The following is a 22,716-nucleotide window of genomic DNA, read 5'->3' as shown; positions in this document are numbered from 1 at the left end:
CATGGCATCGGGTCGCCTGTCCTCCGTCTCGCCGCTGCGACTGGCGCGCTGGGTGGGTGCGGCACTGGCGTTGGCGGCCCTGGTGGGCATGAGCTTTCTGGGCTGGCGGAGCCGCACGGAGGCGCTGGATGCCGCGATGGAACGCAGCCGTCTGGTGGCTCGCGTGGTGGAAGACCATGCCACGCTCACCATCGAGGCGGCCGCGCTGGCGCTGAGCACGGTGGGTGATGGCATTCGCAGCCAGCAGGCCATCGACCCGGACCGGCTGTCGCAGATGCTGGGTCAGACCGTGCTGGGCCAGCCCACGCTGCGCGAAGCTGCACTGCTGAGCGAAAGCGGGCAGATCATTGCCAGCTCCGCCGGCCACCCGCCCGGCAGCCTGGTGCGACTGGCCGAATGGGGCCCGCTGCCGACCGCCGAAGGCAAGGCCACGCTGATGCATCTGCAGCCTGGCCGGGGCCTGCTGGACGGGCGCCGCGCGCAGCGTATCGATCAGGTGTCCTATCTGCCGCTGGTGCTGCCCTTTGAATGGCGCACCCGCCGGCTGTTCCTGGTGGCCTTGATCAATCCGGATGCCCTGGCCAACTACCAACAGGGCGTGGCCGAGCCGGAATGGCATGCGGCGCTGTTCAGCTATCAGGGCCAGCTGCTGGCTGCCACCACCGAATTTCCGCTCAAACCCGGCAGCTGGCAGCAGGCGCATCGCCTCTTCCGCGAAGCGCTGCCGTCTCAGGCCATCGGCGAATGGCAGGGGCGCGGCTTCAGCGAAGGAGAGCAACTGCTGACCTATCGCGTCTCGCGCTCGCGGCCGATGGTGGTGGTGGTGGAGCAGGACCGCAGCCGCCTCCTGGCGGACTGGCGTGAATCCCTCTGGTGGAATGCCGGGGCGCTGCTGGTGATGGAGCTCCTCATCCTGGGCGGCATGGTGGCCACCTTGCGGGCGCTTTCCACCCGGGCCCAGGCGCAGACGGTGCTGGATGAAGCCTACGCCCGGCTGTCCGCCAGCGAGCAGGAAATGGCGCTGGTCCTGCGCAGCATCCAGGAACTGATCTTCCGCACCAATGCCCAGGGGGAGCTGGTGTTCGTGAATGCGCGATGGAGCCTGATCACGCGCGAGCCCAGCCAGAACATGCTGGGCCGCAAGATCTCCAGCCTGGCCGCACCCTCCGACCGCGCGGTCGTGGAAAAGCTCTTTTCCCACTCGGCGCAGGAGGGGGTCCGCCATGCCGAGGTCACCGTGCCGATCAGTGCCGGTGAGCATCGGCGCTTCTCGCTGGCGGTGGTGCCGCTGATGGCGGGCCAGCAGATCGACGGTTTTGCGGGGTCGGCGGTGGACGTCACCGAGCGTTTTGCGGCCGAAGCGCGGCTGCAACATCAGCTGCAGCTGGTGGCGCTTCTGCTTGAACTCAGCCCGCAGCCCACCTCCATGGTGGACCGTGAGGGCTGCTATGTCACCGTCAACCGCGCCTGGGAAGACTTCACCGGGCGGCGGCGGGAAGAAGTGGTGGGCAAGGAGGTGGACAAGCATCTGCCGGAATGCGGCATGGAGCCGCCCACCTCCGACTGGGTGCCGATGGAAGGCATCCAGGGCCAAAGCCTGCTGCGTTATGAAACCCAGTTTTACGACCGCAATCACGATTGTCGCGACGTGGTGCTGTCCAAGGTGGTGGTGCCCGGGGATGGCCGCGGCCCGGCCGGGGTGCTCTTCACTCTGACCGACGTGTCGGAATTCCGGCGTGCCGAACGGGCCACGATGGAAGCCAAGGAAGCAGCCGAAGAAGCATCACGGGTCAAGTCCGAGTTCATCGCCAACATGAGCCATGAACTCCGGACGCCCCTGCAATCCATCATCGGCTATTCAGAGCTGGGCCGGGTACGTGGTGAGCAAGCCTGCCCCAAGCTCTCCGCCATGTTTGGGGACATTCACGACTCCGGCCGCCGCATGCTGGACCTGGTGAATGACCTGCTGGACGTCTCCGCGCTGGAAAGCGGTGTGGGCACCTTCAGCCTGGAACGTTGCGACATCCGGCCGCACATCACGGCCGTGCTGCGCGAGCTCAAACCGCTGATGACGGCGCGACGTCTGGCGCTGGACATGTCCCAGGCACCCGAGCCGCTGGTGGCCCGGGTGGACCCGCTGCGCTTCCAGCAGGTGATCCGGAATGTGCTGGCCAACGCCATCCGGTTCTCGCCGGAAGGGTCCGCGATCACGGTGAGAACCATCCGGCAGGCGCAGGGCCATGCCCATCTGGCCATCATGGACCGTGGGCCGGGCATTCCCGAGCCGGAGCTGGAGCGCATCTTCGAAGCCTTTGTGCAGTCCAGCGCCACCAGCACCGGGGCCGGCGGCACCGGCCTGGGTTTGGCCATCTGCCGCAAGATCATGACGGCGTTGGGCGGCCGTATCTATGCAGAAAACCGTCCCGGTGGGGGGGCGGTATTCCATGTGCTGATGCCGCTTGGGGTGGTGGCCGAGATCTGAACATCCGCACGAACGGAGCATCACGTCCCTGGGCAACGGCGATATGGCGATATGGCGATACGGGGCTATGGCACTATGGCCATACGACGCTACCGCGTGACAGACACCCCAACGGCGCGGCGACGCAGCGACTTGACGATGTCGGCGAGCCACCGAGCCACCGAGCCACCGAGCCACCGAGCCACCGAGCCGCAGTGCCGCAGTGCCGCAGCAAGGGGGGGCGCCTCGCCTCAGGACACCTGCCGGGTCAACAATGCCTCCGCGCCGTGGCGCAGGGCCCAGACACGGTCGCCGAGGTCGCACACCTCGACCTCCAGCGGCAGCCGATCGCGGAAGTGCCCGGTGGACCGGGCAGCAAAGCTGAACGGTGGCTCGGCCTGCACGTCCACGCGCCATTCCCATTCACCCGACGTCTGTTGATGATGCAGCCAGGCCTTGCGCCAATGGCCGCTCTGCTGCGCCGTGGCGAGGACGGCCTGGTTGGCGAAGTGGCGAAAGCGGCGGAGCCCGAAGCACAGCAAAAACACGCCAGCCACGACCCACAACGCCACCGAACTCCACCACCACGCAGCGGTGCACAAGGCGGCAAGCACAAGCAGTTCGATCATGGTGAGTCGTTGGGTTGGGCAGGTGGGGCAGGTGGGGCAGGTGGTGCGGTTCGGACTGTAAGCATACACAGGCTTTTGACCCATCTGCCGTCCGGAAGGTGGCATCCAAGCGCGCAGTTTTTCTCAAGGCTATCGTTTTGTCGGTGTTGTATTTATCAGTTGAAGCATTTGCGAGGGCCAAGCGCCTATATTTTTCTCTGCGGACCCGACAACAAGGCTCTCCTGCACGCCGGTGATGGCAGTACCACCGCAGCTTCGCAGCGAGACCCGCCGAGCCGCCCCACCCATTCGCGTATGTATGAGACGCCGGCTTGACGAGGAGAGACCATGGCTTGGATTCAAAGGCTGTCGATGCGGCAACTGCTGTCGTTATCGATTGCATTTCAACTGACGCTTCTTCTCATCGTGACTGTGTATGCCGTGCAGGGATTGGGCAACGCCGAGCAACGGCTGCAATCCCTGGTGGGTGACGAATTCAAGCGTGCCATGCTGGGCCGGGACATCCGCGCGGCGGCGAGTGCTCGCGCCATCTCCGCCCGAAACCTCATCCTGGTGCAAGACGCGGCCGGGCTGGAGGAGGAGCGCAATGCCGTTGTTGCCGCGCATGCCCGTGTACAGCAAAGCATGGACAGGCTGCGTGAAGCCATGAATTCACCTTCCATCTCGCCCGCTGAGCGAGAGCATTTCAAGAAGGTGGACGCGGTGGAAGCCGAGTATGGAAAGGTCGCGCTCAGCATCGTTGAGCTGGCGATCAGTGGCAAACGGGATCTGGCGGTGAGCCGGATGAACGCCGAATGTCGCCCGCTGCTGAAGCAACTCATCCAGGCCACCTCCGCCTACACCTCGTTCATCACCGCTGCCACCGGTGAGCAGATGAGCGAGACCACCACCACCATCGGCAGGCAGCGCATTTCCACCGTGGTGCTCGCGCTGATGGCTATGGCGGCCGCCATCGGAATGGCCGCCGTCATTTTCCGCCGGCTGCTGGGCGCGCTGGGGGTGGACCCCGGCGTGCTGCGCGAAATTGCCGACCGCTTGGCTGCTGGCGACCTCAGCCACAAGGCCGCCGTCAAGGATGCGCCCTCCCACAGCGTGGTGGCCTCTCTGTCGCGCATGCAAAGCTCCCTGGCCCAGATCGTGACACAGGTGCGCTCCAGCGCGCTGGCCATTGCCGAAGATGCCGCGCAGATTGCCGCTGGCAATCAGGATTTGTCGGACCGCACTGAAAACCAGGTGAGCAAGTTGCGCCACACCTCCAATTCCATGAGCCAGGTCACCGACTCGGCCCGCGGTACATCGCAGCATGCGGTGGAGGCTGCCCAGTTGGCCACCTCCGCCCAGTCCGCTGCACAGCGGGGCGGCGAGGTGGTCACACGGGTGGTGTCCACCATGGAAGATATCTCCACCAAATCGTCTCGAATGATCGAGATGGTCGGCTTGATTGAAGCCATTGCCTTCCAAACCAACATGCTGGCGCTGAATGCCGCCGTGGAAGCGGCCCGGGCCGGCAACCATGGCAAGGGCTTTGCCGTGGTGGCTTCGGAGGTGCGGACGCTGGCGCAGCGCAGCGCGGAAGCGGCCAAGGAGATCAAGACGCTGATTGATGCCAATGTGTCCAGTGTTTCCAACGGCAGCGCGCTGGCTTCGTCGGCCGGTTTGGCCATTGTGGACATCGTGGGTCAGGTCAACCGGCTGGCCACGCTCATCACCGACATCAGCGATGCGGCTCAGCGCCAGACGCAGGAGATTGCTAGCGTCACCGATGACGTTGGCAGTGCCGATGCAGACTCACAGCAGAATGCCGTCCTGGTCGGCCGCATGGCAGCAGCTGCGCACAGCCTCAACAGTCAGACGAAGGCGCTGGCCTCGGCGGTGGTGCTGTTCAAGGCCTGAAGCCAGGCGGGTCCCGCCGTCGAAACCCATCCCACCACTGCGTGGCGGGCTTCAACAACGGCCCCATGTGCTTCACTCACAGCACCGCCTCCCGATGCCACAAGGACACCAGGAACCGCAGGCCGTCGCCCAGCCAGGAATGGTGATGCGCCTGCGAGAGATGCACGGTGCCCAGGATCTCCTGATGCGGTGCGGCCTGCCGCTCGCAGCGGTCCAGGCGCAAATGGAAAGTGGGGCGCTGCGGTGCATAACGTCCGTCCTGTAGCCGCTGGACGGCGATGGGGCCACCATGCACGTCGGCCAATGCCAGTTCGTCCAGAGCCGCCAGTTGGACCGGATCGATCCGGGTGAGCTCACAGCGCTCGCTCCGCTCCTCCGCCACAGCCGGCACAAAAGTGCCCACGGCGCCTGGGGCAAGCCCCTGTAGCGCGGCCTCATCCGCATACGCATCGACCTTCGCGCCTTGGGTGCCGGCCAGGCTGATCAGCCGTTCACCGGCGGCCACCCAGGTGCCATTGCGCAGATCGTCCGACACCTCAACGACCACGCCAGGGAAGGGCGCCCGCACCGCCAGCCGTTCCTTCTGGGCGGTCAGACCCTGAACTTCAGCCATTGCACCTTCCCATTGCTTGCGCAGGGCGGGCCCGAGTTCCCGCAACCGGTCGTCAAAGGGCTGCTGCTCCAGTTGCAGGCGCAGTTGCTGTTCCTGCACCACCGCCTGCTGCCACTGAATCTCCAACTCCGGTGACCGCAGCTGAAGCAACAGCTCACCCGCCTTGACGGCTTGCCCCTGCTGGGGCGCGGGTCCAAGCACCTGGGCGGCATAGGCGGCGGCCACCACCTGCACCTCGCTGGGGGAAAGCACAGCAGGCACCCGTACCGAGCCGCCCCATGGCCAGCACAGCAGCCCCAGCAGGGCCAGCAGCGCGGCCAGCGTTCGGCGCGAGGCCCGGTTCCAATGCCAGCGCTGGCGCTGCTGCCACCAGGCTTTCCATTCGCGCCACACCGGCCGCGCAATGAACCACACCAGTTCCACGGCCATCAGCAGCAGTCCCAGCGCCCGGAAGAAGGCGTGGTAGACCAGCAAGGCAATGCCAAAGAACAGCACCAGCCGATACAGCCAGGTCGCAAAGGCAAACACGATCAGGCCGCGCTGGCGTGCAGGGCTGAAGCGCTCGGGCGGCGGGTCCCCCCAGCCGAACAAGGCTTCACGCATCCACCAGCGGCCCAGGGCAAAGGCACGTTCATGCAGGTTGGGCATGTTGATGGCATCGGCCAGCAGGAAATAGCCGTCAAAGCGCATGAACGGACTGGCATTGACCGCGATCGTCAGTACCCAGGTCGTGGTGGCCAGCAGAAAGGCCCCGGATCGGATCGGCGCCCAGGCCGCTGTATCCGGCAGCACGCTCCAGGCCACCAGCGCCACCGAGGCCAATGCCAACTCGCTGAGCATGCCGGCCGCGCCCACCCAGAGACGCTGGCGGCGCGAGGTGAGCTTCCAGGCTTCATTCGTATCGGTGTAGAGCACCGGCCACATCACCAGAAAAGCCACACCCATCGTCGGCACCCGGCAGCCGAAATGTGTGGCGGTGAAGGCATGGCCCAGCTCATGCAGCACCTTGGCACCGGTCAGGGCCAGCGCAATGGCGAGCAGGCCCTCCCAGCTCGCATAGCTGGTGAGGGTGTGGCTGAACTCATCCCAGCGGCGCCCCGCCATCACCAGGCCCAGCAGCATCAAGGCCAGACAACCCATCCAGAAGGTCGGCTGGAACGCCCAGCGGACCCAGCGGCTGCTGCGTTGCAGCCAGCGCATCGGTTGCAGCACCGGGATGCGGAAAAACAGGTAATGCTTGAGCAGCCATTGGCCGGGCGACAGCCGCGTGGCGGCGGCATGGGCGGAGAGCTGATCGGTCTGGCGTGGATCGCTGGCCACCAGCAGATGATTGGCGCGCAGCATGTCCAGCAGCGATTGCAGGTCGTCCTCGCTCACTTGCAGGGTGGTCTCGCGCGCTACGGCGCCCAGCAATTGGGTCGGGTCGCGCAACGGCCAGCGTGACAGCAACTCGAACGCGGGCCAGCTCAGGGAAAAGAAGCGGTGGCTGGCCGGGTCATGCAGGGTCCAGGTGGGGGAGCCGTCCGGCGCATCCGGGCCCGGATGCAGGCCCAGATCCTCCCGCAGGGGCGGCAGCATCACCAGCCCAGCCATTGTCGCGCCGTTGATAGTGGCCGCCGCAGGGCCACATAGGCCAGCGGCGCCCACCCCCCATGCACACGGGCACTGCCCAGCTGCCCGATGCGGGGCAGGGTCTGTCCGGGTGTGAACGCAGCTTTGATGCGATAGGCCATGAAGCCTTCACGCGTGGGTTCGGCGCGGTAGGCCACCGTCAGCACTTGGGCTTCAAACGACTGCAGCGGCGAGCCTTGGGGGTGCAGCGTCAGCGTATCGCCAGGGGCCACCGGCAGCCGGTCGGCCGCCGGCATCCAGGCCACCAGTTCGACCCGTGCGGGGTCCGCCACCAGCAGCACCCGCTCGCCGAGCGTGACCGCCTTGCCGACCCAGTCGTTGGCGTCGGCAAACACGGCAATGCCGGCACGGTCGGCCTTGACCTGCACGCGGGCCAGTTGTTCGGCGGTGTAGTCCAGCTCCACCGTCTTTTCCTGGACCTTGCCGCGTCGCAGCACCAGGTCGGCGCGGGTCTTGTCATTGGTCACCGCCGCCTGTGCGGATTGGCGGTATTCCTCCTGCGCCGTGTCGACCGCCTTGCGGGCCACTTCCATGCGGGCCCGCAAGGCGGTGGTGTCCAGGCTGAAGAGCGGCGTGCCGGCTTGCACGGCCTGATTGGGCCGCACGTCGAATCGGTCGATCACGCCATCCAGCGGCGCCCGCACCATGAAGGGCTCGGACGGGACCACCTCCGCCTGGGCCAGGGCGGTCAGCCGCACCGGGCAGAGGCAGACCGCCAGCATCCCCACGGCCAACCAGCGGCGAGTGCGGGCGCGGCGCAGGAAGCTGCCCAGCCCCTCGCGCCAGGGGCGACGGGGTTGCAAGGCATCAAGCGCATGGCCGTAGGCATGGGCCAGTTCAGTCAATAGGCCCACTTCATGGGCGGCCCATGGGGCCTCGCGCGCCAGCAGCAGGCCGGCAGCGGCGGGGCGGTCGTGGGCAGGCAGGGGCAACCACAAGACATGGGCCGGCAGCCACTCCCGCCAATCGGCGCACAGCGTCTCCGGGAGCGTGTCTGGCTGCAGTTCGCCGGCCGGCGCCTGCTCGCGCATCAGATGGCGGAACAACTGCCCCAGCCACTGGACATAAGGCGCTTGAGGGTCCGGCAAGGGCGGGCCGGAGACGGCGGCGACCTGGCCCAGCCCGGAGGCGGTCCACAAGGCCGCCTGCCTGTAAGGCACCAATTGCAGGGTTTCATTCACCGCCACAAAGCCCAGGGCTTGCGGGGTGGCGGCCTGGCGAGCCCGGCGCTGCAGTTGCAGCAGGCTGACCAGCGGTGCCGAACGCTCCGGCGCAGTCATGCCTGTGGCCTCACGGATGACCGGGGAACACGGCCCAGCCGCTCATGCCCGGCAGCAGCCCGGGTTGGTTCCCGTCCATGACACCGAACACGGCGACCGTCTGGCTCACCGGATCGATCTGCGCGCCCATGCGCTGCACCCGGGCCGGGTACCGTTTGCCCAGCTCCTCCACATCCACCTGGAAGGCGGCACCCGGACGCAGCCACGCCAGCCAGCGTGACGGCACGATCATCTGCACCTCCAGCTGGCCGGTGTCGATGATGTCCAGCACCGGGTTGCCGGGCGAGACGAACTGGTGGGCGGCGACATGGCGCTTGGCCACGCGGCCGGCAAACGGTGCGGTGATGTTGCAGCGGTTGACCAGCAGGCGGTTGCCCGCCAGTTCGGCCTGCGCTTCCTTCAACCGCGCCTGGCCCTGCTGGACCTCCAGCGCGCCAATGGAATTGAGCTCAGCCAGCCGCTGGTTGGACGCCACGACGGCACTGGCCGCCTCCACGGCGGCTTCCGCCTTGCGCTGCTGGCTGAGATGCAGCGAGCAATCCAGCCCCACCAGCAGGTCGCCGGCGCGAAAGGCATCCCCTTCCCGCAGGCGCAAGGTGGCCACACGCGCCGGAATCTCGGCGGCGATGGTCACTGAGTTGCGTGCATTGAGCTGGGTGCGGATCCGACCTTCTTTGTCCGCCGCAGCGCCTGCGGGCGCCGCGGCCTGTGCGTGGACGGGTAGCTGTGTCACCGCCATGAGGCTGGTGACAATGATGCCCAGGGCCAACTGCCCGACCTGGCCATCCCTGCGAACCGTCATGCGCCGCCCTCGGGATTCATGGTCTTCGTCCAGTTCTGTTCCGAAGCCTTCACGGCTTCGCCGAGGCTCTTGAGGTCATGGCCCGACACCGATTGCGGCAGCGGGTCCAGACCCAGCGTGGCCACCAACTGGCTGTAGGCGCCTTGCAGCGCACCATAGGTCTGGTACAGACGCAGCTCGGACATCATCGCGGAGGCCGACGCACGGATTTCTTCCAGCTTGCCCTGGCTGTTGGCGGAGGCGGCATTGCGGGTGTAGCCCAGAATGCGTTGCTCCACACCATTGAGCTGCTCGGTCAGTTCAAACTGACGCAGGCGGCCCTGGTAGTCCAGGCGGGCCACATGCACCTGGGTCAGCACGGCCATGTTCAGGGCCAGGCGTTGCTGGCGCACCAGGTCCAGTTGCGCCTGGGCCATGCCACGGATGTTGCTCGCGTTCAGCACATTGAACAGGTTCCAGCTCACTCGCAGCCCGGCATCGCCCCACTGGCGGTTCACCAGGAAGCTGTTGCTGTCGTAATGGCCACCGACGCTGAATTCCAGGCCAGGCATCAGACGGGCCAGGGCCTTGCGGGTTTCCAGTACGCCGATGCGTTCGTTGTATTGGGCTTCAACCAGTTCCGGGCGACGCAGCAGGGCCGCTTCTTCCATGCCGGTGGCCGGCAGGGTGATGCGGGGCGCCTGCATGGACGTCGGCATCTGCACGGTGAAGCTCTTGCCGGGCTCCAGATTCATGATGGCGGACAGACGCGGCTTGGCCTGGGCCAGTTCGTCCCGCACGGCTTCCAGCTGACGCACGATGTCCAGCAGTTGGCGCTGATAGTTCAGCGCTTCCAGCGGTGAGCGGAGCTTTTCCACTTCGACCTTGCGCGAGTCCTCCAGCGCACGGCGGGACATCTCCAGTACAGGATCGATCTTGCCTTCGAGCATCTGCGCACCGGCCGCCTGCCAGTAGGCCTGTGCGGTCTGCTGCATCAGCAGGTGCAGCACCTTGCGGCGGCGCTCCTCGGCCACCAGCACCCGGTCTGCCTGCTGGCGGGCACCAAAGTAGCTGACGCCGAAGTCCAGCACGTTCCAGCTCAGGGTCAGGTCGGCGGTATTGCGCTCACGGTCCGAGGAGGTGGAAGGTTCCAGGGACTGCTGGCCGCTCAGCACGCTGCGCGAGGAGGACGCGAGTTCGCTGTCGCGCCAGTTGTAGCCGGCGGACAGGGCCAGCTTGGGCAGCAGGTCGCTGCGCGAGAGGTCCAGCTGGCGCTGGGCCACGGCGGCTTCCATCAGCTTGACGCGATGGTCGAGGTTGTACTTGATGGCGCGTGCCATCGCCTCCTCCAGCGAGATCGGGCCCTGGATGGGCTCTTGCTCGGTGGTCAGCATCTGGCGGTCCGCCTGGATCAGGCTCTGCCGTTCCTCCGCCGTCAGGGCCTGCGGTGCCACGGCGCAGCCGCTCAATCCGACAGCCACGACGGCCATCACAGCCAGGGCCAGTGAGCTACGGCGGGGGAGTTTTTCCATCTTCATCTTGTGCTTCTCCTCTGAGTACGGTCGCGGCTTCAAGCCGTCGTGTGTTGCGCGGCGTCCAGGAATTGCTCCCACTGCTGACGCTCGGCTTGCCAGGCGGCATGGCCATGGCGGTTGAATTGGGCGGCCAGGCCTGCACGGCCGGCGGGGGCTTGCCCGTCACCGGCTTCGCTGGCGTTGCGTTCGGTTGTGGCCGGTGCGGCATCGGCCAGCCGTGCCTCGCGCGCCGGCGTCGCCTCAACCGCCGCCGTGCGCGATTCCACCGGTGCTGCGCTGCGCGGGCCGGCATTGGCCTTGATCTCCACATCCACCACATTCGTGACGCGCTGGCCCTTGGCATCACGTACCGTCACCTCAATCGACAGCTTCTGGGTCATGCCGGCCGGTGCGCGTCCCACCAGGGTGTTGGTGACGGGGTCGTACTTCAGCCACACGGGCAGCGGCTGTCCGTTGGCCAGTCGCACCTCGACCGTGACCGGGCCATCGCGGCCGAGGCTGGACAGGGTGTCGATCGGCAGGGCAATCCGCATCGGCTCGCCGGCGGAGACGGTATAGCCTCTGGCGGCAGTCAGACCGGCCAGGTTGCGAGATGCGGACTCGGCGGTGTCGGTACGCGGGGTGCTGTCCGACATCACCGGGACGGGTGAGGTGATCGTCCGCTCCAGTGCGTTGGGCTGCAGGGGCACGCTCAGTCCGAGCGCCACCGGCAGGGAGTTGGAGGCACTGGTGTCGCTGCCGGTCAAGGTCGAAGCCTGGGGCGCTTCCACACTCGGCAACGATGGACCGGCATCGAAGGTGACCGGAGGCGAATAGGGCGCGATCACCGGAATCACGGTGGGCGCAGGCGCCGGGGCTGGAGGGTCGGCTGGCAGGGGCGGTGGGGCCACCGGGGCCACGGCATAGGCCGGTCCATTGGCATTGGCCACCAGCGCATTGCCCGCGGTGTCCGCAATGCCGGTTGAGGCGGCTGCAAGGTTCAGGCTGACCTGACCCGCCCCCGTGATCTGGCCCACTTCCACCACATAGGTGCGTGCGTCCACCTGCGTGACTCCCAGCACCGCCGCGCTGGCGTTGCCGGTGGTACTCAGGCTGAAGTCCGCCGCATCCACGCCAGACACGTTTTCCGAGAACGTGACCTGGTAGCGCACCGGCTGGCCGGAGGTGGCGCTGCCGTCGAGGCGGGTGATGGCCGACACGGTCGGGGTGACGGCATCCACACGGATGCCGCTGGTGGCACCAACGCCAGTCAAGGTGGTGGAGGCTGCATTGCCCACCGCATCACGCAGCACCGCACCGTTGGCATCCACGCTGCCAGCCAGGGTCACACCGTTGGCGGCTTGCTGGCCCGCCTGCACGGTGAAGCGGAACACCAGCGCATTGCTGCCGGAGCCGGAAACATAGTCCGCATAAGCCACGCGGCCGTCATCCAGGGTGACGGCCAGGCGTGGGGCCGCGCCGTTGCCCGCCACGGTGACGGCTTCACTGTAGTTGACGGTGATGTCCAGCGTCTGGCCGGCCACGTAGGTGCCAGCGGACGGCAACTGCACACCGGTCACGGTGGGCGCCACGCCGTCGATCTGAATGGCATGCTGGGCGGCCAGCGAGTCGCCACCGCCCGGGGTCGGCAGGCCCAGCACCGCGTCAAACTGGGTCGCACTGCGGATGCTGCCGCCATTGAGGGCCAGGGCGGCCGACGAGGCATAGTCCAGCCGCGCCGTGGTGTCGCCCGCCTGCACCACATAGCTGAAGGTCAGCGTGTTGGAGCCGGAGCCGGACACATACACCGCCTGACGGTCGATTGCGCCGGTTTCCAGCAGCAGGCTGGGGGTGCCACCAGACGCATCCACGATCACCGCCTGGTCGAAGGTGATGGTGGTGGTGATGACATCACCCACCTTGTAGCCACCGTCCGGAATGGCGGTGTTGACGCCAGTGATCACCGGGAATTGCTGGTCGACGCTCAGCGTGATCGTATCGGTGTCGGTGCGTGCCGGCCCACCGCTGTTCCCCAGATCGTCGGTGGTGATCTGCAGACTGGCGGCCCCGTGATAGCCGGCCGTTGGTGCAAAGCTCAGGCCCTGCAGCGCTGCATTGATGTCGGCCAGGCTGCCGGCGAAGGTCATCGTGGCGTCGGAGGTCCCGCTGCCCACCACAAAGCTCAGACCATTGGTGCCGGAGAGGCTCAGGGTGCCGTTGCTGGCGGTGAGGGTGACCTGCACCAGGCCGGTGCCGACGTCGGCGTCGCTGATCGAGATGGCATTGCCCTGGGCCGTGCCGAAGACCAGGCTGCCGTCCTGGAAGACATGCTGCACAGCCACCGGGGTCTGATTGACCGGTGTGTCGTTGGTGCTGACCACGGTCAGCGTGCGGCTGACCGTGTTGCTGTCGGTGCTGCCGTCATTCACCGTGATGCTCACGGTGCGGCTGGCGGTGTTGGGGGCTTCCGCGCTGTTGTTGTAGGTGACGGAGCGCAGGGCCGCCTGCCATTGCGCGGCCGTGGCGGTGCCGCCGGTCGAGCTCAGCGTCAGCACACCGGTCGAAGCGTTGTAGCTGGCGCTGATGTTGCCGAACTGCGTGGCATCGGCATTGGTGAAGGCCAGCAGGTCCTCGGTACTGTTCAGGTTGCCGGTGATGGCGACCGTAGCGCTCACCAGCGTCGGGCTGTCGCTGTCCGTGAGGGTGAGACCTGGGGCGATGGCAACGGGCGAGGCGGCCTGGCCGTCGAGTTCCTGGAATACCGGCGTGTCAGTGCCCCCGGAGAGGACCGGGGTGTCGTCCACCGGCACCACGTTCACATCCCGGGTGACGGCGGTGCTGCTGGCGCCGCCGTCACTGATGGTGAAGCTGACCGTCCGCGCGGCGGTGGTCGGCGTGTCCGACGTGTTCCTGTAGCTGACGGAACGCAGGGCCGCCTGCCATTGCGCGGCCGTGGCCGTGGCGCCGGCCGAGCTGAGCGACAGCACACCCGTCGATGCGTCGTAGCTCGAGATGATGTTGCCGTACTGCGCGTAGCCTGTGTTGATGAAGGCCAGCACGTCCGCCCCGGCCTGGAAGTTGCCGGTGATGGCCACCGTGGCGCTGGCCAGGGTGGGGCTGTCGGCATCGGACAGCGTGAGACCGCTATCCACCACCGTTGGGGTGCCCGCCACCTGATTTCCTTCGGTGAAGGTGGCGCTGCCGCCGGAGGTGCTCAACACCGGCGGAATGTCCACGGACACCACCGTCAGGGTCCGCGTCCCCGCAGCGCTGGTCTTCACCCCATCGCTGATGGTGAAAGCCACCGTGCGGGTGCTGGTGTCGGGGGTGCCAGAGAGGTTGTTGTAGGTGACGTCGCGCAGCGCGGCTTGCCATTGGGCGACGGTGGCGGTCCCGCCGGCAGAAGACAAGGTCATCACCCCGGTGGCGGAGTCGTAGTTGCCAAGGATGTTCCCGTAGACCGAACTGCTGGTGTTGGTGAATTGCAGCAGGTCTTCGCCGCTGCGGAAGTTGCCGGTGATCTGCACCGTGGCGGAGGAGAGGGTGGCGTTGTCCAGGTCCGACACGGTCAGCCCGGGATCCACCTGGGTCTGCCCCTGGCCTTCGGTGAACAGACCGCTGCCACCGCTGTTGCTGATGATGGGGGTCTGGTCCGTGGCGGAGACGGTCACCAGACGGGTGGACGTCACACTGTTGTCGGTGCCGTCATTCACCACGAAGCTGATGGTGCGGGTGGACGGGTCCGGGGTGACCGCCGAATCGGTATAGCGCACCGAGCGCAGGGCCGCCTGCCACTGGGCGACGGTGGCCGTGTTGCCGGCGGAGGACAGCGTCATCACCCCGGTGGCGGCGTTGTAGCTGCTGCTGATGTTGCCATACAGCGTGCTGTTGTTGTTGGTGAAGAGGAGTTGGTCTTCGCCGCTGCGGAAGTTGCCGGTGATGGCCACCGTGGCTGAAGCCAGGGTGGTCGAGTCCACATCGGAAATCGTCAGTCCGCTATCCACTGCGATGGGCGTCGAGGTGGTGTTGTCGCCTGCAGTGAAACTGGCACTGCCGCCGGAGGTGGTGAGAATGGGAGCATCGTTCACTGCAACGACGGTCACGGTGGAACTGATGAGCAGGACGGTGGTGTCGGATCCGCCGCTGGACACGCCGCCGGTGTCCCGCACCGAGGTCAGGGTGACCACACGATTCCCGGCGGTGGGCGCATCGCTGGTGTCCCGATAGCTGAGGTTATTGACCAAAGTCTGGGCATTGGCAGCGCTGATGCCGGAGGTCTTGTCCATGGTCACCGTGGCCACTCCGCCGCTGACGCTCACGGTGACCGAAAGGCCCAGCGTGGACGTAGTGAGGCTGTTGCCATTGAACAAAGCGACATTGGTGCCGTCAATGTTCAACACTTCACTGGCACCGTCCGACACATTGCTGACGTTGATCGTCAGCGTCTTCACACTCTGGCTGCTTTCGATCGTGCTGATCGAGGTGCCACTGAACAGGCTCACCGCAGCCCCGTTCTCGGTGTAGGTGGGGGAGTTGCCGGATGCGGACAGTGTGGGGGCGTCGTTGACGGTCTGCACATTGACCGTGACATTGGAGGACGCACTGCTGGTGACGGAATCGCCGTCATTCAACGTGAACTCCACCGTTCGGTTGCCTGTCACCGTGTCGTTGGAGATATTGTTGAAGGCAATGTCTCGCACCAGCGCCTGAACGGCGGCTGGCGTCGCATTGGCGTTGAAGGTGATCACCAGACTGTTGCCCAAGGTGCCGCCCGAGAAGGTGCCGATGGTGATGCCGCCGTAGGTCACATTGCTGCCCGAGACACCAATCTCGCCGGCGTTGGTGCCCTGGTTGACGATGGTGAGTTGGTCTTGCATCACCGCGTTGTTGGTGATGATCGACACTGTCAGGTTGCCGCCGTCGAAGTCGGTGCTGTCGGTATCTGTGACGAGGGCATTCTGGCTTGCGTCGAGCTTGACCGGGCCAGCTCCTTCCACATAGGTGATGCCATCTCCGCTGAGATTGGAAATCTCCGGGACAGCATTGGGCGCAATGCCGGCCGAGACGTTGATGTCGTCGAGGGCGACCGACACCCCTCCTTGCCCATTCTGGTAGACGATTCGCACCTCATCCACATATTGCCAGGCGGTGCCTGTCACGGACACGACCTGGCCGTTCACCGTGGTCCCGTAGGACGCCATGCTGAAGTTCAGCGTGGCGCCACTGACTTGAACGCCATCCCGGTAACCCACCAGCTGATACTGCGTATTACCGCTGACAAAGTCCTCCACCGTGATGGAGTGGAAGTTGAACTCGTCACCGCTGGTGGACTTCAAGACGATCGCATAGGTCGAGTAGTCGCCCTGCATGATGAGCGCCTTGTCCTGGGCGTTATCCGCCAGGACGGTGTCGACCTGCTGATTGGTGACAACCAACCGGGAGTTTCCGTCCGCATTGCCATTGACATCGCGCATGCCCAGCGTCCAGCCGTTGGAGGTCAAGTCTTGGCCTGGCAGGAGGTATCTGCGAATCCCGCCGTCGTCCGGCAGGGTCACCGCATCAAAGGTCTCGTAGGTCGGGGCCGCCAGCAAGGCGTCATAAGCGCCCAGAGCGCCAGCCAGGCTCGGGGCTTCGATGGCGCCGGTATGGCGCTCCAGGGTCCAGTCGCCCCCGAGTGCAGCGGCGCCAGTGTTGTCAGTGGACCCGGCCACATCCGCCGAGGTGAGGGTGGCAATCTGGTTCAGCAACTGCTGGCCGGCACTGCCTTCGGCCACCTTGCAGCCGTAGAGCAGCAGGTCGCCCTGTTCCGACAGGGCGGCGCCGATGGCCTTGAGCTGGTCGGCATGGCTGGCCAGGGTGTCTGCGGTCAGCCAGACCGAACCGGCCTGAACGGCACCGTCGGCGCCGTGGGAAATCAGGGAGATGGAGTCGATGTCATGCCGGCCGTTGAGATAGGTGGCCATCTGGGCCCATCCGTCCTTGCTGGCGTCCAGCATCACCACCTCGGTGCCGGCGGGCAGGTTCTGGATGATCTCCTGCGCGTTGCTGACGTGGTTGTCGACAAAAACGATGTCGTGGCGTGTGGCGGTGGACGCCTGAGCCGACGAGGTGTCTGCGGAGGATTCGGTCGCAGAGGCGGTCGCCACGGTGGACGGGCGGGCATCGATGGCGGCGTCGTGGCTAGAGTCCCGAACAGCGACATCGGCGGCCACGGCGGTGGCGGCGACCGAGGCATCGAACATCAGCCGGGCTTCCAGCGCCATGATCATGGGCATGGCACGGCCCCCAGTTGCCGATGTGTCCGGCACGCCAGTCGCCATGCGGCTCATGGACCGCCACTGTCCTCGTCTCCACAACGCTGCCATAGCGCCCCCTGATATTGAACTGATGTTTAGGAGAGTATCTCCCTTGTGGCTGAAATCATAAGTGATCGACACCCTGTTCCCGCCTCCGCCGCCTGGCGATTCACCAAGGACTTCAACTGATTCGGGGGGGGTGCAACTGTCACCGGCGGTGTTAACGCTGGCGCCCATGCGGCATCATTAAGGGCTTACCCTAGTAGCCCGCCTGGGGAGTGGGTAGCCGTGCCTTGCGAGCCGTCTTCTGCAGGTTTGTCCTGGGGGCAGCAGGGCGGTTAGGGCGGTTAGGGCCTTCGCGACCCTTTGTTGTGGCGCTAACAGGCCCTAGCGCCGGGCCGGGGTCCGGGGTCTTTTCTGGTGTTTCGCCGTGGCGGCGGGTTGGCACTCATCACAGCGCCCGTAAAGCGTCAGTTCGTGACGCTCCACGCTGAAGCCCTTGGGTGCCAGCCCTGCCATGTCGCCGGGGCAGTTGTGTACATCAAACACCCGTTGGCAGCCGGTGCATTGAAAGTGGTGGTGGTGGTGATGGTGGGCACCCTCATAACGTGGGCTCTCACCCGGCAGGTCCACCGACTGAATTTCCCCCGCCTCCATCAACTGCTTGAGGTTGCGGTAGACCGTGGCCAGCGACAAGGCCGGTACGTCCGCTTGGGCGGCGGCGAGCACTTCCTGTGGAGACAAAGGGCGTCCGGCAGCCTCGATGACGTTGCGGATGGCGGTGCGCTGACGGGTGGAACGTTCCATATGGGGTCAAAGACGGGCGCCTGGCGGGGTGTGGGCAGGTGATCGGCAGGTGATCAGCGAGTGATCGGCAAGTGATCTGCGGGCGATTGGAGGACCCGATCACGGCTGCGGATTGTGTCATGCTCTTGTTGTTGCGAATGCATTCGCAGTAGCATGTCAACGCTTTCAGGCTCCTTGAGACCGCCGATGACCCACCCTGCATCCCTGCCCAAGCACCGCCCGGCGCCGCGCCGCCTGCCCACCACCGTGTTGTCCGGCTTTCTGGGCGCGGGCAAAACCACCTTGCTCAACCACATCCTGCGCAATCGAGAAGACCTCCGTGTCGCCGTGATCGTGAACGACATGAGTGAGATCAATATCGATGCCGACATCGTCCGTGACCAGGCGGATCGGCACGGTGTGGGCCTGTCGCGGACGGAAGAGGCCATGGTGGAAATGAGCAACGGCTGCATCTGCTGCACCTTGCGGGAGGATCTGCTGAAGGAGGTGGGGCGCCTGGCCAGGGAAGGGCGCTTTGATTACCTGCTGATTGAATCCACTGGCATTTCCGAGCCCATGCCCATTGCAGCCACCTTCGACTTTGAGGACGAACAAGGCCAGGGGCTCAAGGACATCGCCTATGTGGACACCCTGGTGACCGTGGTGGATGCGCTGCATATCTTGAAGGACTACCACAGTGAAGACTTCCTGGCGCAACGGGGCCTGAGCGCCGGGGAAGGCGACACGCGTCGCCTGGTTGAACTGCTGGTGGAGCAGATTGAATTCGCCGATGTGGTGGTCATCAGCAAGATTGACGTGGCCACGCCGGAGCAGGTGACCCAGGCGCGGGCGCTGGTTCATGCGCTGAATCCGGCCGCCCGCATCCTTGAAGCCCGTCAGGGGCAGGTGCCGCTGGAGGCGGTGCTGGGCACTGGCCGCTTCAGCCTGGAGCAGGCCGAGACTCAGCCGCGCTGGATTCAGGCGCTGGAGGGGGAGCCTCATTCCGAGGCGGATGAGTACGGCATTTCCAGCTTTGTGTACGAAGCGGACCGCGCCTTTCATCCCGGACGGCTGGCGGCACTGCTGAGCGAGCCCTGGCCGGGTGTGCTCCGCTACAAGGGCTATGTCTGGCTGGCCAGCCGTCCCGAGTGGCTGGCCTGCCTGTCCGGCGCCGGCACGACACATCAGCTGGACCCGGTGGGCCGCTGGAGCGTCCCCCTGCATGACCGCGGGCAGCAATTGGTGATCATTGGCCAGGGATTGGACCGGGAGGCCATCACGGCCGAGCTGAATCGTTGCTTGCTCAATGTCACTGAAACGCGCCAGGGGCCGCCCCGCTGGCGCGAATTCACCGATCGTCTGCCCGCCTGGGACGTCCAGACGTCTCCTTCCCAGGCTTGACCAGCCCCAAAGGATGCCCCATGGACCCCGACCGTTTTTCTTCCATTTCCTCTTCCTCTTCCTCTGTTGTTCAATCCCTTCGCAGCGTTGGCCTCCCTCGCTTCTTTCGCATCTTTCGCACCTCTCGCTCACGCGCCCCCTTCGCTGGCCGGGTGGCAGCAATGGCCGCACTGATCGCCGCCATTGCGGCCCCGGCCGCTGAGGGGCATGGTGGGGCCCATGAGCATGGCGTGCTCCATCTTGACGTTGCCATGGACGGCACCAGCCTGGTGATCCAGATGGAATCGCCGCTGGACAACGTGCTGGGCTTCGAGCATCCACCCCGGACCGCCGCCCAGCGCCAAGCCGTGGCCCAGATGCTGAGCACATTGCGCCAGGGAGACCGGCTGTTCCAGCCCTTGGTCGCCGCCGGATGCACGTTCAAGGATGCGACCCTGGAGTCCGCCTTGCTGGATCAGCCGGCAGCGGCGGCCAGCGAGGAGCACATGGACATGGATGCCTCCTACACCTTCACATGCACGGCACCCGATCGATTGACCAGCATCACACACACCTTGTTTGCCAGCTTTGTCCGCCTGCAGCGGGTGGAGGTGCAGACGGCCGTCGCGACGGGGCAGGGCCATCAGACGCTTCGCCGACCCGACTCGGTGATCCGAATGTCCGGACGGTGAATGGTCATGAGCGGCCACTCGATGACACCAAACCCTGCCGATCCGATCCTGGCGCTTGAGCAGGTCGTCTTTCGCTGGCCTCAAGCCCGGCAGGACTGTGTGAATCTGCCTGCATTGCAGATCAACCCCGGAGAGTCTGTATTTCTGCGTGGCGCCAGTGGCTCGGGCAAGAGCACGTTGCTGTCGTTGGTGGCCGGTGTGCTGGTGCCTCAGCAAGGCTGGATCCGTCTGCTGGGCACCGACCTGGCGGCCTTGACACCGTCGCGGCGCGACCGCATGCGGGCGGACCATGTGGGCTACATCTTTCAGCAGTTCAATCTTTTGCCCTACCGCACCGCGCTGGACAACGTGCTGCTGCCGTGTGTGTTTTCCAAACGGCGCGCCGCTCTCGCGCGGGACCCGCGCCGCCGCGCACAGGAGTTGCTGGAGCGTGTGGGGTTGCGGGGCGATCTGATGCATCGGCGTGCGCATGAGCTGTCCGTCGGCCAGCAGCAGCGGGTGGCCGCTGCCCGTGCGCTCATTGGCAGCCCGGAGCTGGTCATTGCCGATGAGCCGACCTCGGCGCTGGATGACGCGCATCGCGATGATTTCATGGCACTGTTGAAAAGTAGCTGCGCCGAAGCGCGCAGCGCCTTGCTGTTTGTCAGCCATGACGCACGGTTGGCACCGCAGTTTTCGCGCGTGATCGAGCTGACGCAGGGGGCGTGATGCGATCGACCGTGTCCCTGGTGGCCGCCAGCGCCTGGAATCGACGTTTTGCGCTGGGCCTGGTGGTGGGGTCCATTGCGCTGTCCACCCTGCTGCTGCTGGGCATGACCCGGCTCCGCGACAGCGTGCGGCAGAACTTCTCCCAGACCATTTCCGGCACCGATCTGATTGTTGGGGCCCGCACGGGCTCGGTGCAGTTGCTGCTGTATTCGGTGTTTCGCATTGGTGGGGCCACCAACAATGTCAGTTGGGACAGCATCCAGACGGTCGCCCAATGGCCCGGCGTGGATTGGGTGGTGCCGATCTCGCTGGGCGACATGCATCGCGGCTTCCCTGTGGTGGCGACCAGCACCGATTACTTCCGCCATTTTCACTATGGGGAGCGCCAGTCCTTGCATCTGGCACAGGGTCGGGCCTTTCAAGATCGGCTGGATGCCACACCCGCCCAGGCGCAAGCCGACCTCTTTGGTGCGGTGATTGGCGCGGAAGTGGCCGACTCGCTCGGGTACCGGCTGGGAGACTCGATGGTGTTGAGCCACGGCGACGGTGCCATTGCCGCCAACGACCATGCGGACAAGCCCTTCCACGTCGTGGGCATCCTGCAGCGCACCGGCACGCCGGTGGACCGATCCGTTCACATCAGCCTGGCCGCCATGGAGGCCCTCCATCTGGACTGGGTTGCGGGGGCGCCGATCCCTGGGATGTCGGTGCCGGTTGGTGCGCTGGCCGGTTACGACCTCACACCGCGACAGGTGACTGCGGCCCTGGTCGGGCTGAAGAGCCGCACAGCGGTGTTTTCCGTGCAGCGCCGGATTGCCAACCTGCGCCAGGAACCGCTGATGGCCGTGTTGCCGGGCGTGGCTCTGGACGAGTTGTGGGACGTGGTGGCCATCGGCGAGCGCAGCCTGCTGCTGATGACCGGCCTGGTCGCGGTGGTCAGCCTCGGAGGGCTGGTGGCCGTCATCCTGGCCGGTCTCAACGAGCGGCGCCGGGAGCTGGCCATTCTGCGCGCGGTTGGTGCCAGCCCTGGCAACATCTTCCTGCTGCTCGCCGCCGAGGGCATGCTGGTGACGCTGGTTGGCGTGGCGCTGGGGGCGGTTCTGTGCGGCGGGCTGCTGGCGGCGTTCAGTCCGTGGCTGCAAGCGCGCTTTGGCATCAGTGTTGCGCTGGCGGCCCCCCGCGCCACCGAACTGGCCCTGATGGGGGCCATCGTGGTGTGTGGCTGGCTCGCCAGCCTGGTGCCGGGCTTGCGGGCCTATGCCCTGTCGCTGAGCGACGGACTTTCTCCCAAGGTGTGACATGAGCCTGCGGTCCTTTTCCATTCAACAAGCCGTTGCCCGCGGCCCGGTGCTGCTGGGGCTCCTGGCGGTCGGCACGCTGATCGGCGTGGTCGCTGCGGCGCCGCCGTTGCCGGCGACGGTCGCGGCCAGCGCCAGCCCATCCGGCGCCAGCAGCAAGGCAGGGCCCTCCGCAACCTACAGGGACATCACCTGGCCCAATCTGATGCCCATGGGCTGGGACCCGATGAAGAAGTTCCGCAGCATGAATCTGGGGCGGATGAGTGACAGCAGTCCAGCCATGGGCCAGATGATGCTGGAGCTGCGCGAAGCCCTGGACAACGCCCCGCTGATCGACACCTTCGACGGCGCCGCCGTGCGCATTCCCGGCTATGTGGTCCCGCTGCAAAACGACAAGGACGGGTTGAAGGAGTTTCTGCTGGTGCCCTATTTCGGCGCGTGCATCCACATGCCGCCGCCGCCCGCCAATCAGATCATCTGGGTGAAACTGTTGCGGGGCAACAAGGCGTTGCATTCAATGGACGCAGTGTGGGTCCAGGGCCAGATGCATGTGGAGCGGCAGTCGTCGGAAATGGGGGTGAGTGGCTACCAGATGACCGACGCCTCGGCCGACCCCTACACCGGGCGACCGCGTTGAATGCAGCGCGGCATGTGATTCGCCCGGCAGCGGACGCCGCAGGCCTCGGCGGCCATGTGTCGGCCATGTGCTGGCCTCGGAACGGCTGCCGTGCAGGGAACTGAGGCGAAGGCGGT

The 22,716-nt window shown here is 65.9% G+C and carries 14 protein-coding genes; 7 read left to right on the top strand and 7 right to left on the bottom strand.

All coding sequences use genetic code 11. The annotated features are described in order from the left end of the window. Position 1 precedes the first annotated feature (1 nt). Positions 2-2,482, top strand: a complete 2,481-nt coding sequence (locus OU995_RS19375; protein WP_267831675.1) for an ATP-binding protein — start codon at positions 2-4, stop codon at positions 2,480-2,482. A 230-nt stretch (positions 2,483-2,712) separates the two neighbouring features. Here the strand turns inward: OU995_RS19375 and OU995_RS19370 are convergent, their stop codons facing one another. Continuing rightward, the gene (locus OU995_RS19370; RefSeq protein WP_267831674.1) at positions 2,713-3,090 is read right to left on the bottom strand and encodes a hypothetical protein; all 378 of its coding nucleotides are present in this window, start codon (positions 3,088-3,090) and stop codon (positions 2,713-2,715) included. A 327-nt stretch (positions 3,091-3,417) separates the two neighbouring features. On the opposite strand from OU995_RS19370, the gene OU995_RS19365 reads away from it, so the two are divergent. After that, positions 3,418-4,983, top strand: a complete 1,566-nt coding sequence (locus OU995_RS19365; protein WP_267831673.1) for a methyl-accepting chemotaxis protein — start codon at positions 3,418-3,420, stop codon at positions 4,981-4,983. 76 nt (positions 4,984-5,059) lie between these two features. On the opposite strand, the gene OU995_RS19360 is transcribed toward OU995_RS19365, so the two are convergent. The 6 genes from OU995_RS19360 to OU995_RS19335 all read right to left on the bottom strand — a co-directional run bounded on the left by OU995_RS19360 (position 5,060) and on the right by OU995_RS19335 (position 17,906). Next, positions 5,060-7,174 carry an HlyD family efflux transporter periplasmic adaptor subunit gene (locus tag OU995_RS19360; RefSeq protein WP_267831672.1) on the bottom strand — a complete coding sequence of 705 codons (2,115 nt, stop codon included), beginning with the start codon at positions 7,172-7,174 and terminating at the stop codon, positions 5,060-5,062. Further along, entirely contained in the window at positions 7,174-8,508 is a 1,335-nt protein-coding gene (locus tag OU995_RS19355; RefSeq protein WP_267831671.1) for an efflux RND transporter periplasmic adaptor subunit, read from the bottom strand. The genes OU995_RS19360 and OU995_RS19355 overlap by 1 nt, the downstream gene beginning before the upstream one ends. A gap of 10 nt (positions 8,509-8,518) precedes the next feature. Next, on the bottom strand, positions 8,519-9,310 hold the full coding sequence (locus tag OU995_RS19350; RefSeq protein WP_267831670.1) for an efflux RND transporter periplasmic adaptor subunit: 792 nt from the start codon (positions 9,308-9,310) through the stop codon (positions 8,519-8,521). Beyond that, positions 9,307-10,821 (bottom strand): TolC family protein, encoded by a 1,515-nt coding sequence (locus OU995_RS19345; protein ID WP_267831669.1) that lies wholly within the window; start codon positions 10,819-10,821, stop codon positions 9,307-9,309. Before OU995_RS19345 ends, OU995_RS19350 begins: the two co-directional genes overlap by 4 nt. A gap of 38 nt (positions 10,822-10,859) precedes the next feature. Next, a complete protein-coding gene (locus tag OU995_RS19340; RefSeq protein ID WP_267831668.1) occupies positions 10,860-17,132 on the bottom strand; it encodes a DUF4347 domain-containing protein in 6,273 nt (2,090 codons plus the stop codon). A gap of 354 nt (positions 17,133-17,486) precedes the next feature. Further along, positions 17,487-17,906, bottom strand: a complete 420-nt coding sequence (locus OU995_RS19335; RefSeq protein ID WP_267831667.1) for a Fur family transcriptional regulator — start codon at positions 17,904-17,906, stop codon at positions 17,487-17,489. A 186-nt stretch (positions 17,907-18,092) separates the two neighbouring features. On the opposite strand from OU995_RS19335, the gene OU995_RS19330 reads away from it, so the two are divergent. The 5 genes from OU995_RS19330 to OU995_RS19310 all read left to right on the top strand — a co-directional run bounded on the left by OU995_RS19330 (position 18,093) and on the right by OU995_RS19310 (position 22,600). Then, the gene (locus tag OU995_RS19330; protein WP_267831665.1) at positions 18,093-19,286 is read left to right on the top strand and encodes a GTP-binding protein; all 1,194 of its coding nucleotides are present in this window, start codon (positions 18,093-18,095) and stop codon (positions 19,284-19,286) included. A 161-nt stretch (positions 19,287-19,447) separates the two neighbouring features. Continuing rightward, entirely contained in the window at positions 19,448-19,957 is a 510-nt protein-coding gene (locus OU995_RS19325; RefSeq protein ID WP_267831664.1) for a DUF2796 domain-containing protein, read from the top strand. 21 nt (positions 19,958-19,978) lie between these two features. Then, positions 19,979-20,665, top strand: coding sequence for an ABC transporter ATP-binding protein (locus OU995_RS19320; RefSeq protein WP_267831662.1), 687 nt, complete (start codon positions 19,979-19,981; stop codon positions 20,663-20,665). Beyond that, positions 20,665-21,963 carry an ABC transporter permease gene (locus tag OU995_RS19315; RefSeq protein ID WP_267831661.1) on the top strand — a complete coding sequence of 433 codons (1,299 nt, stop codon included), beginning with the start codon at positions 20,665-20,667 and terminating at the stop codon, positions 21,961-21,963. Before OU995_RS19320 ends, OU995_RS19315 begins: the two co-directional genes overlap by 1 nt. A 1-nt stretch (position 21,964) precedes the next feature. Further along, complete coding sequence (locus OU995_RS19310; RefSeq protein WP_267831660.1) at positions 21,965-22,600, top strand: DUF3299 domain-containing protein; 636 nt, start codon at positions 21,965-21,967, stop codon at positions 22,598-22,600. Positions 22,601-22,716 lie beyond the last annotated feature (116 nt).

Source organism: Roseateles sp. SL47 (assembly GCF_026625885.1).
Taxonomy (GTDB): Bacteria; Pseudomonadota; Gammaproteobacteria; order Burkholderiales; family Burkholderiaceae_C; genus Roseateles.
The sequence above is the reverse complement of the archived record's forward strand: the minus strand, read 5'-3'. Positions and strand labels throughout refer to the sequence as shown.

Bases quoted from the DNA above. Each gene is read 5' to 3' on its own strand.
- OU995_RS19375 (WP_267831675.1), top strand. From the start codon at position 2: ATGGCATCGGGTCGCCTGTCCTCCGTCTCGCCGCTGCGACTGGCGCGC.
- OU995_RS19370 (WP_267831674.1), bottom strand. From the start codon at position 3,090: ATGATCGAACTGCTTGTGCTTGCCGCCTTGTGCACCGCTGCGTGGTGG.
- OU995_RS19365 (WP_267831673.1), top strand. From the start codon at position 3,418: ATGGCTTGGATTCAAAGGCTGTCGATGCGGCAACTGCTGTCGTTATCG.
- OU995_RS19360 (WP_267831672.1), bottom strand. From the start codon at position 7,174: ATGCTGCCGCCCCTGCGGGAGGATCTGGGCCTGCATCCGGGCCCGGAT.
- OU995_RS19355 (WP_267831671.1), bottom strand. From the start codon at position 8,508: ATGACTGCGCCGGAGCGTTCGGCACCGCTGGTCAGCCTGCTGCAACTG.
- OU995_RS19350 (WP_267831670.1), bottom strand. From the start codon at position 9,310: ATGACGGTTCGCAGGGATGGCCAGGTCGGGCAGTTGGCCCTGGGCATC.
- OU995_RS19345 (WP_267831669.1), bottom strand. From the start codon at position 10,821: ATGGAAAAACTCCCCCGCCGTAGCTCACTGGCCCTGGCTGTGATGGCC.
- OU995_RS19340 (WP_267831668.1), bottom strand. From the start codon at position 17,132: ATGAGCCGCATGGCGACTGGCGTGCCGGACACATCGGCAACTGGGGGC.
- OU995_RS19335 (WP_267831667.1), bottom strand. From the start codon at position 17,906: ATGGAACGTTCCACCCGTCAGCGCACCGCCATCCGCAACGTCATCGAG.
- OU995_RS19330 (WP_267831665.1), top strand. From the start codon at position 18,093: ATGACCCACCCTGCATCCCTGCCCAAGCACCGCCCGGCGCCGCGCCGC.
- OU995_RS19325 (WP_267831664.1), top strand. From the start codon at position 19,448: ATGGCCGCACTGATCGCCGCCATTGCGGCCCCGGCCGCTGAGGGGCAT.
- OU995_RS19320 (WP_267831662.1), top strand. From the start codon at position 19,979: ATGACACCAAACCCTGCCGATCCGATCCTGGCGCTTGAGCAGGTCGTC.
- OU995_RS19315 (WP_267831661.1), top strand. From the start codon at position 20,665: ATGCGATCGACCGTGTCCCTGGTGGCCGCCAGCGCCTGGAATCGACGT.
- OU995_RS19310 (WP_267831660.1), top strand. From the start codon at position 21,965: ATGAGCCTGCGGTCCTTTTCCATTCAACAAGCCGTTGCCCGCGGCCCG.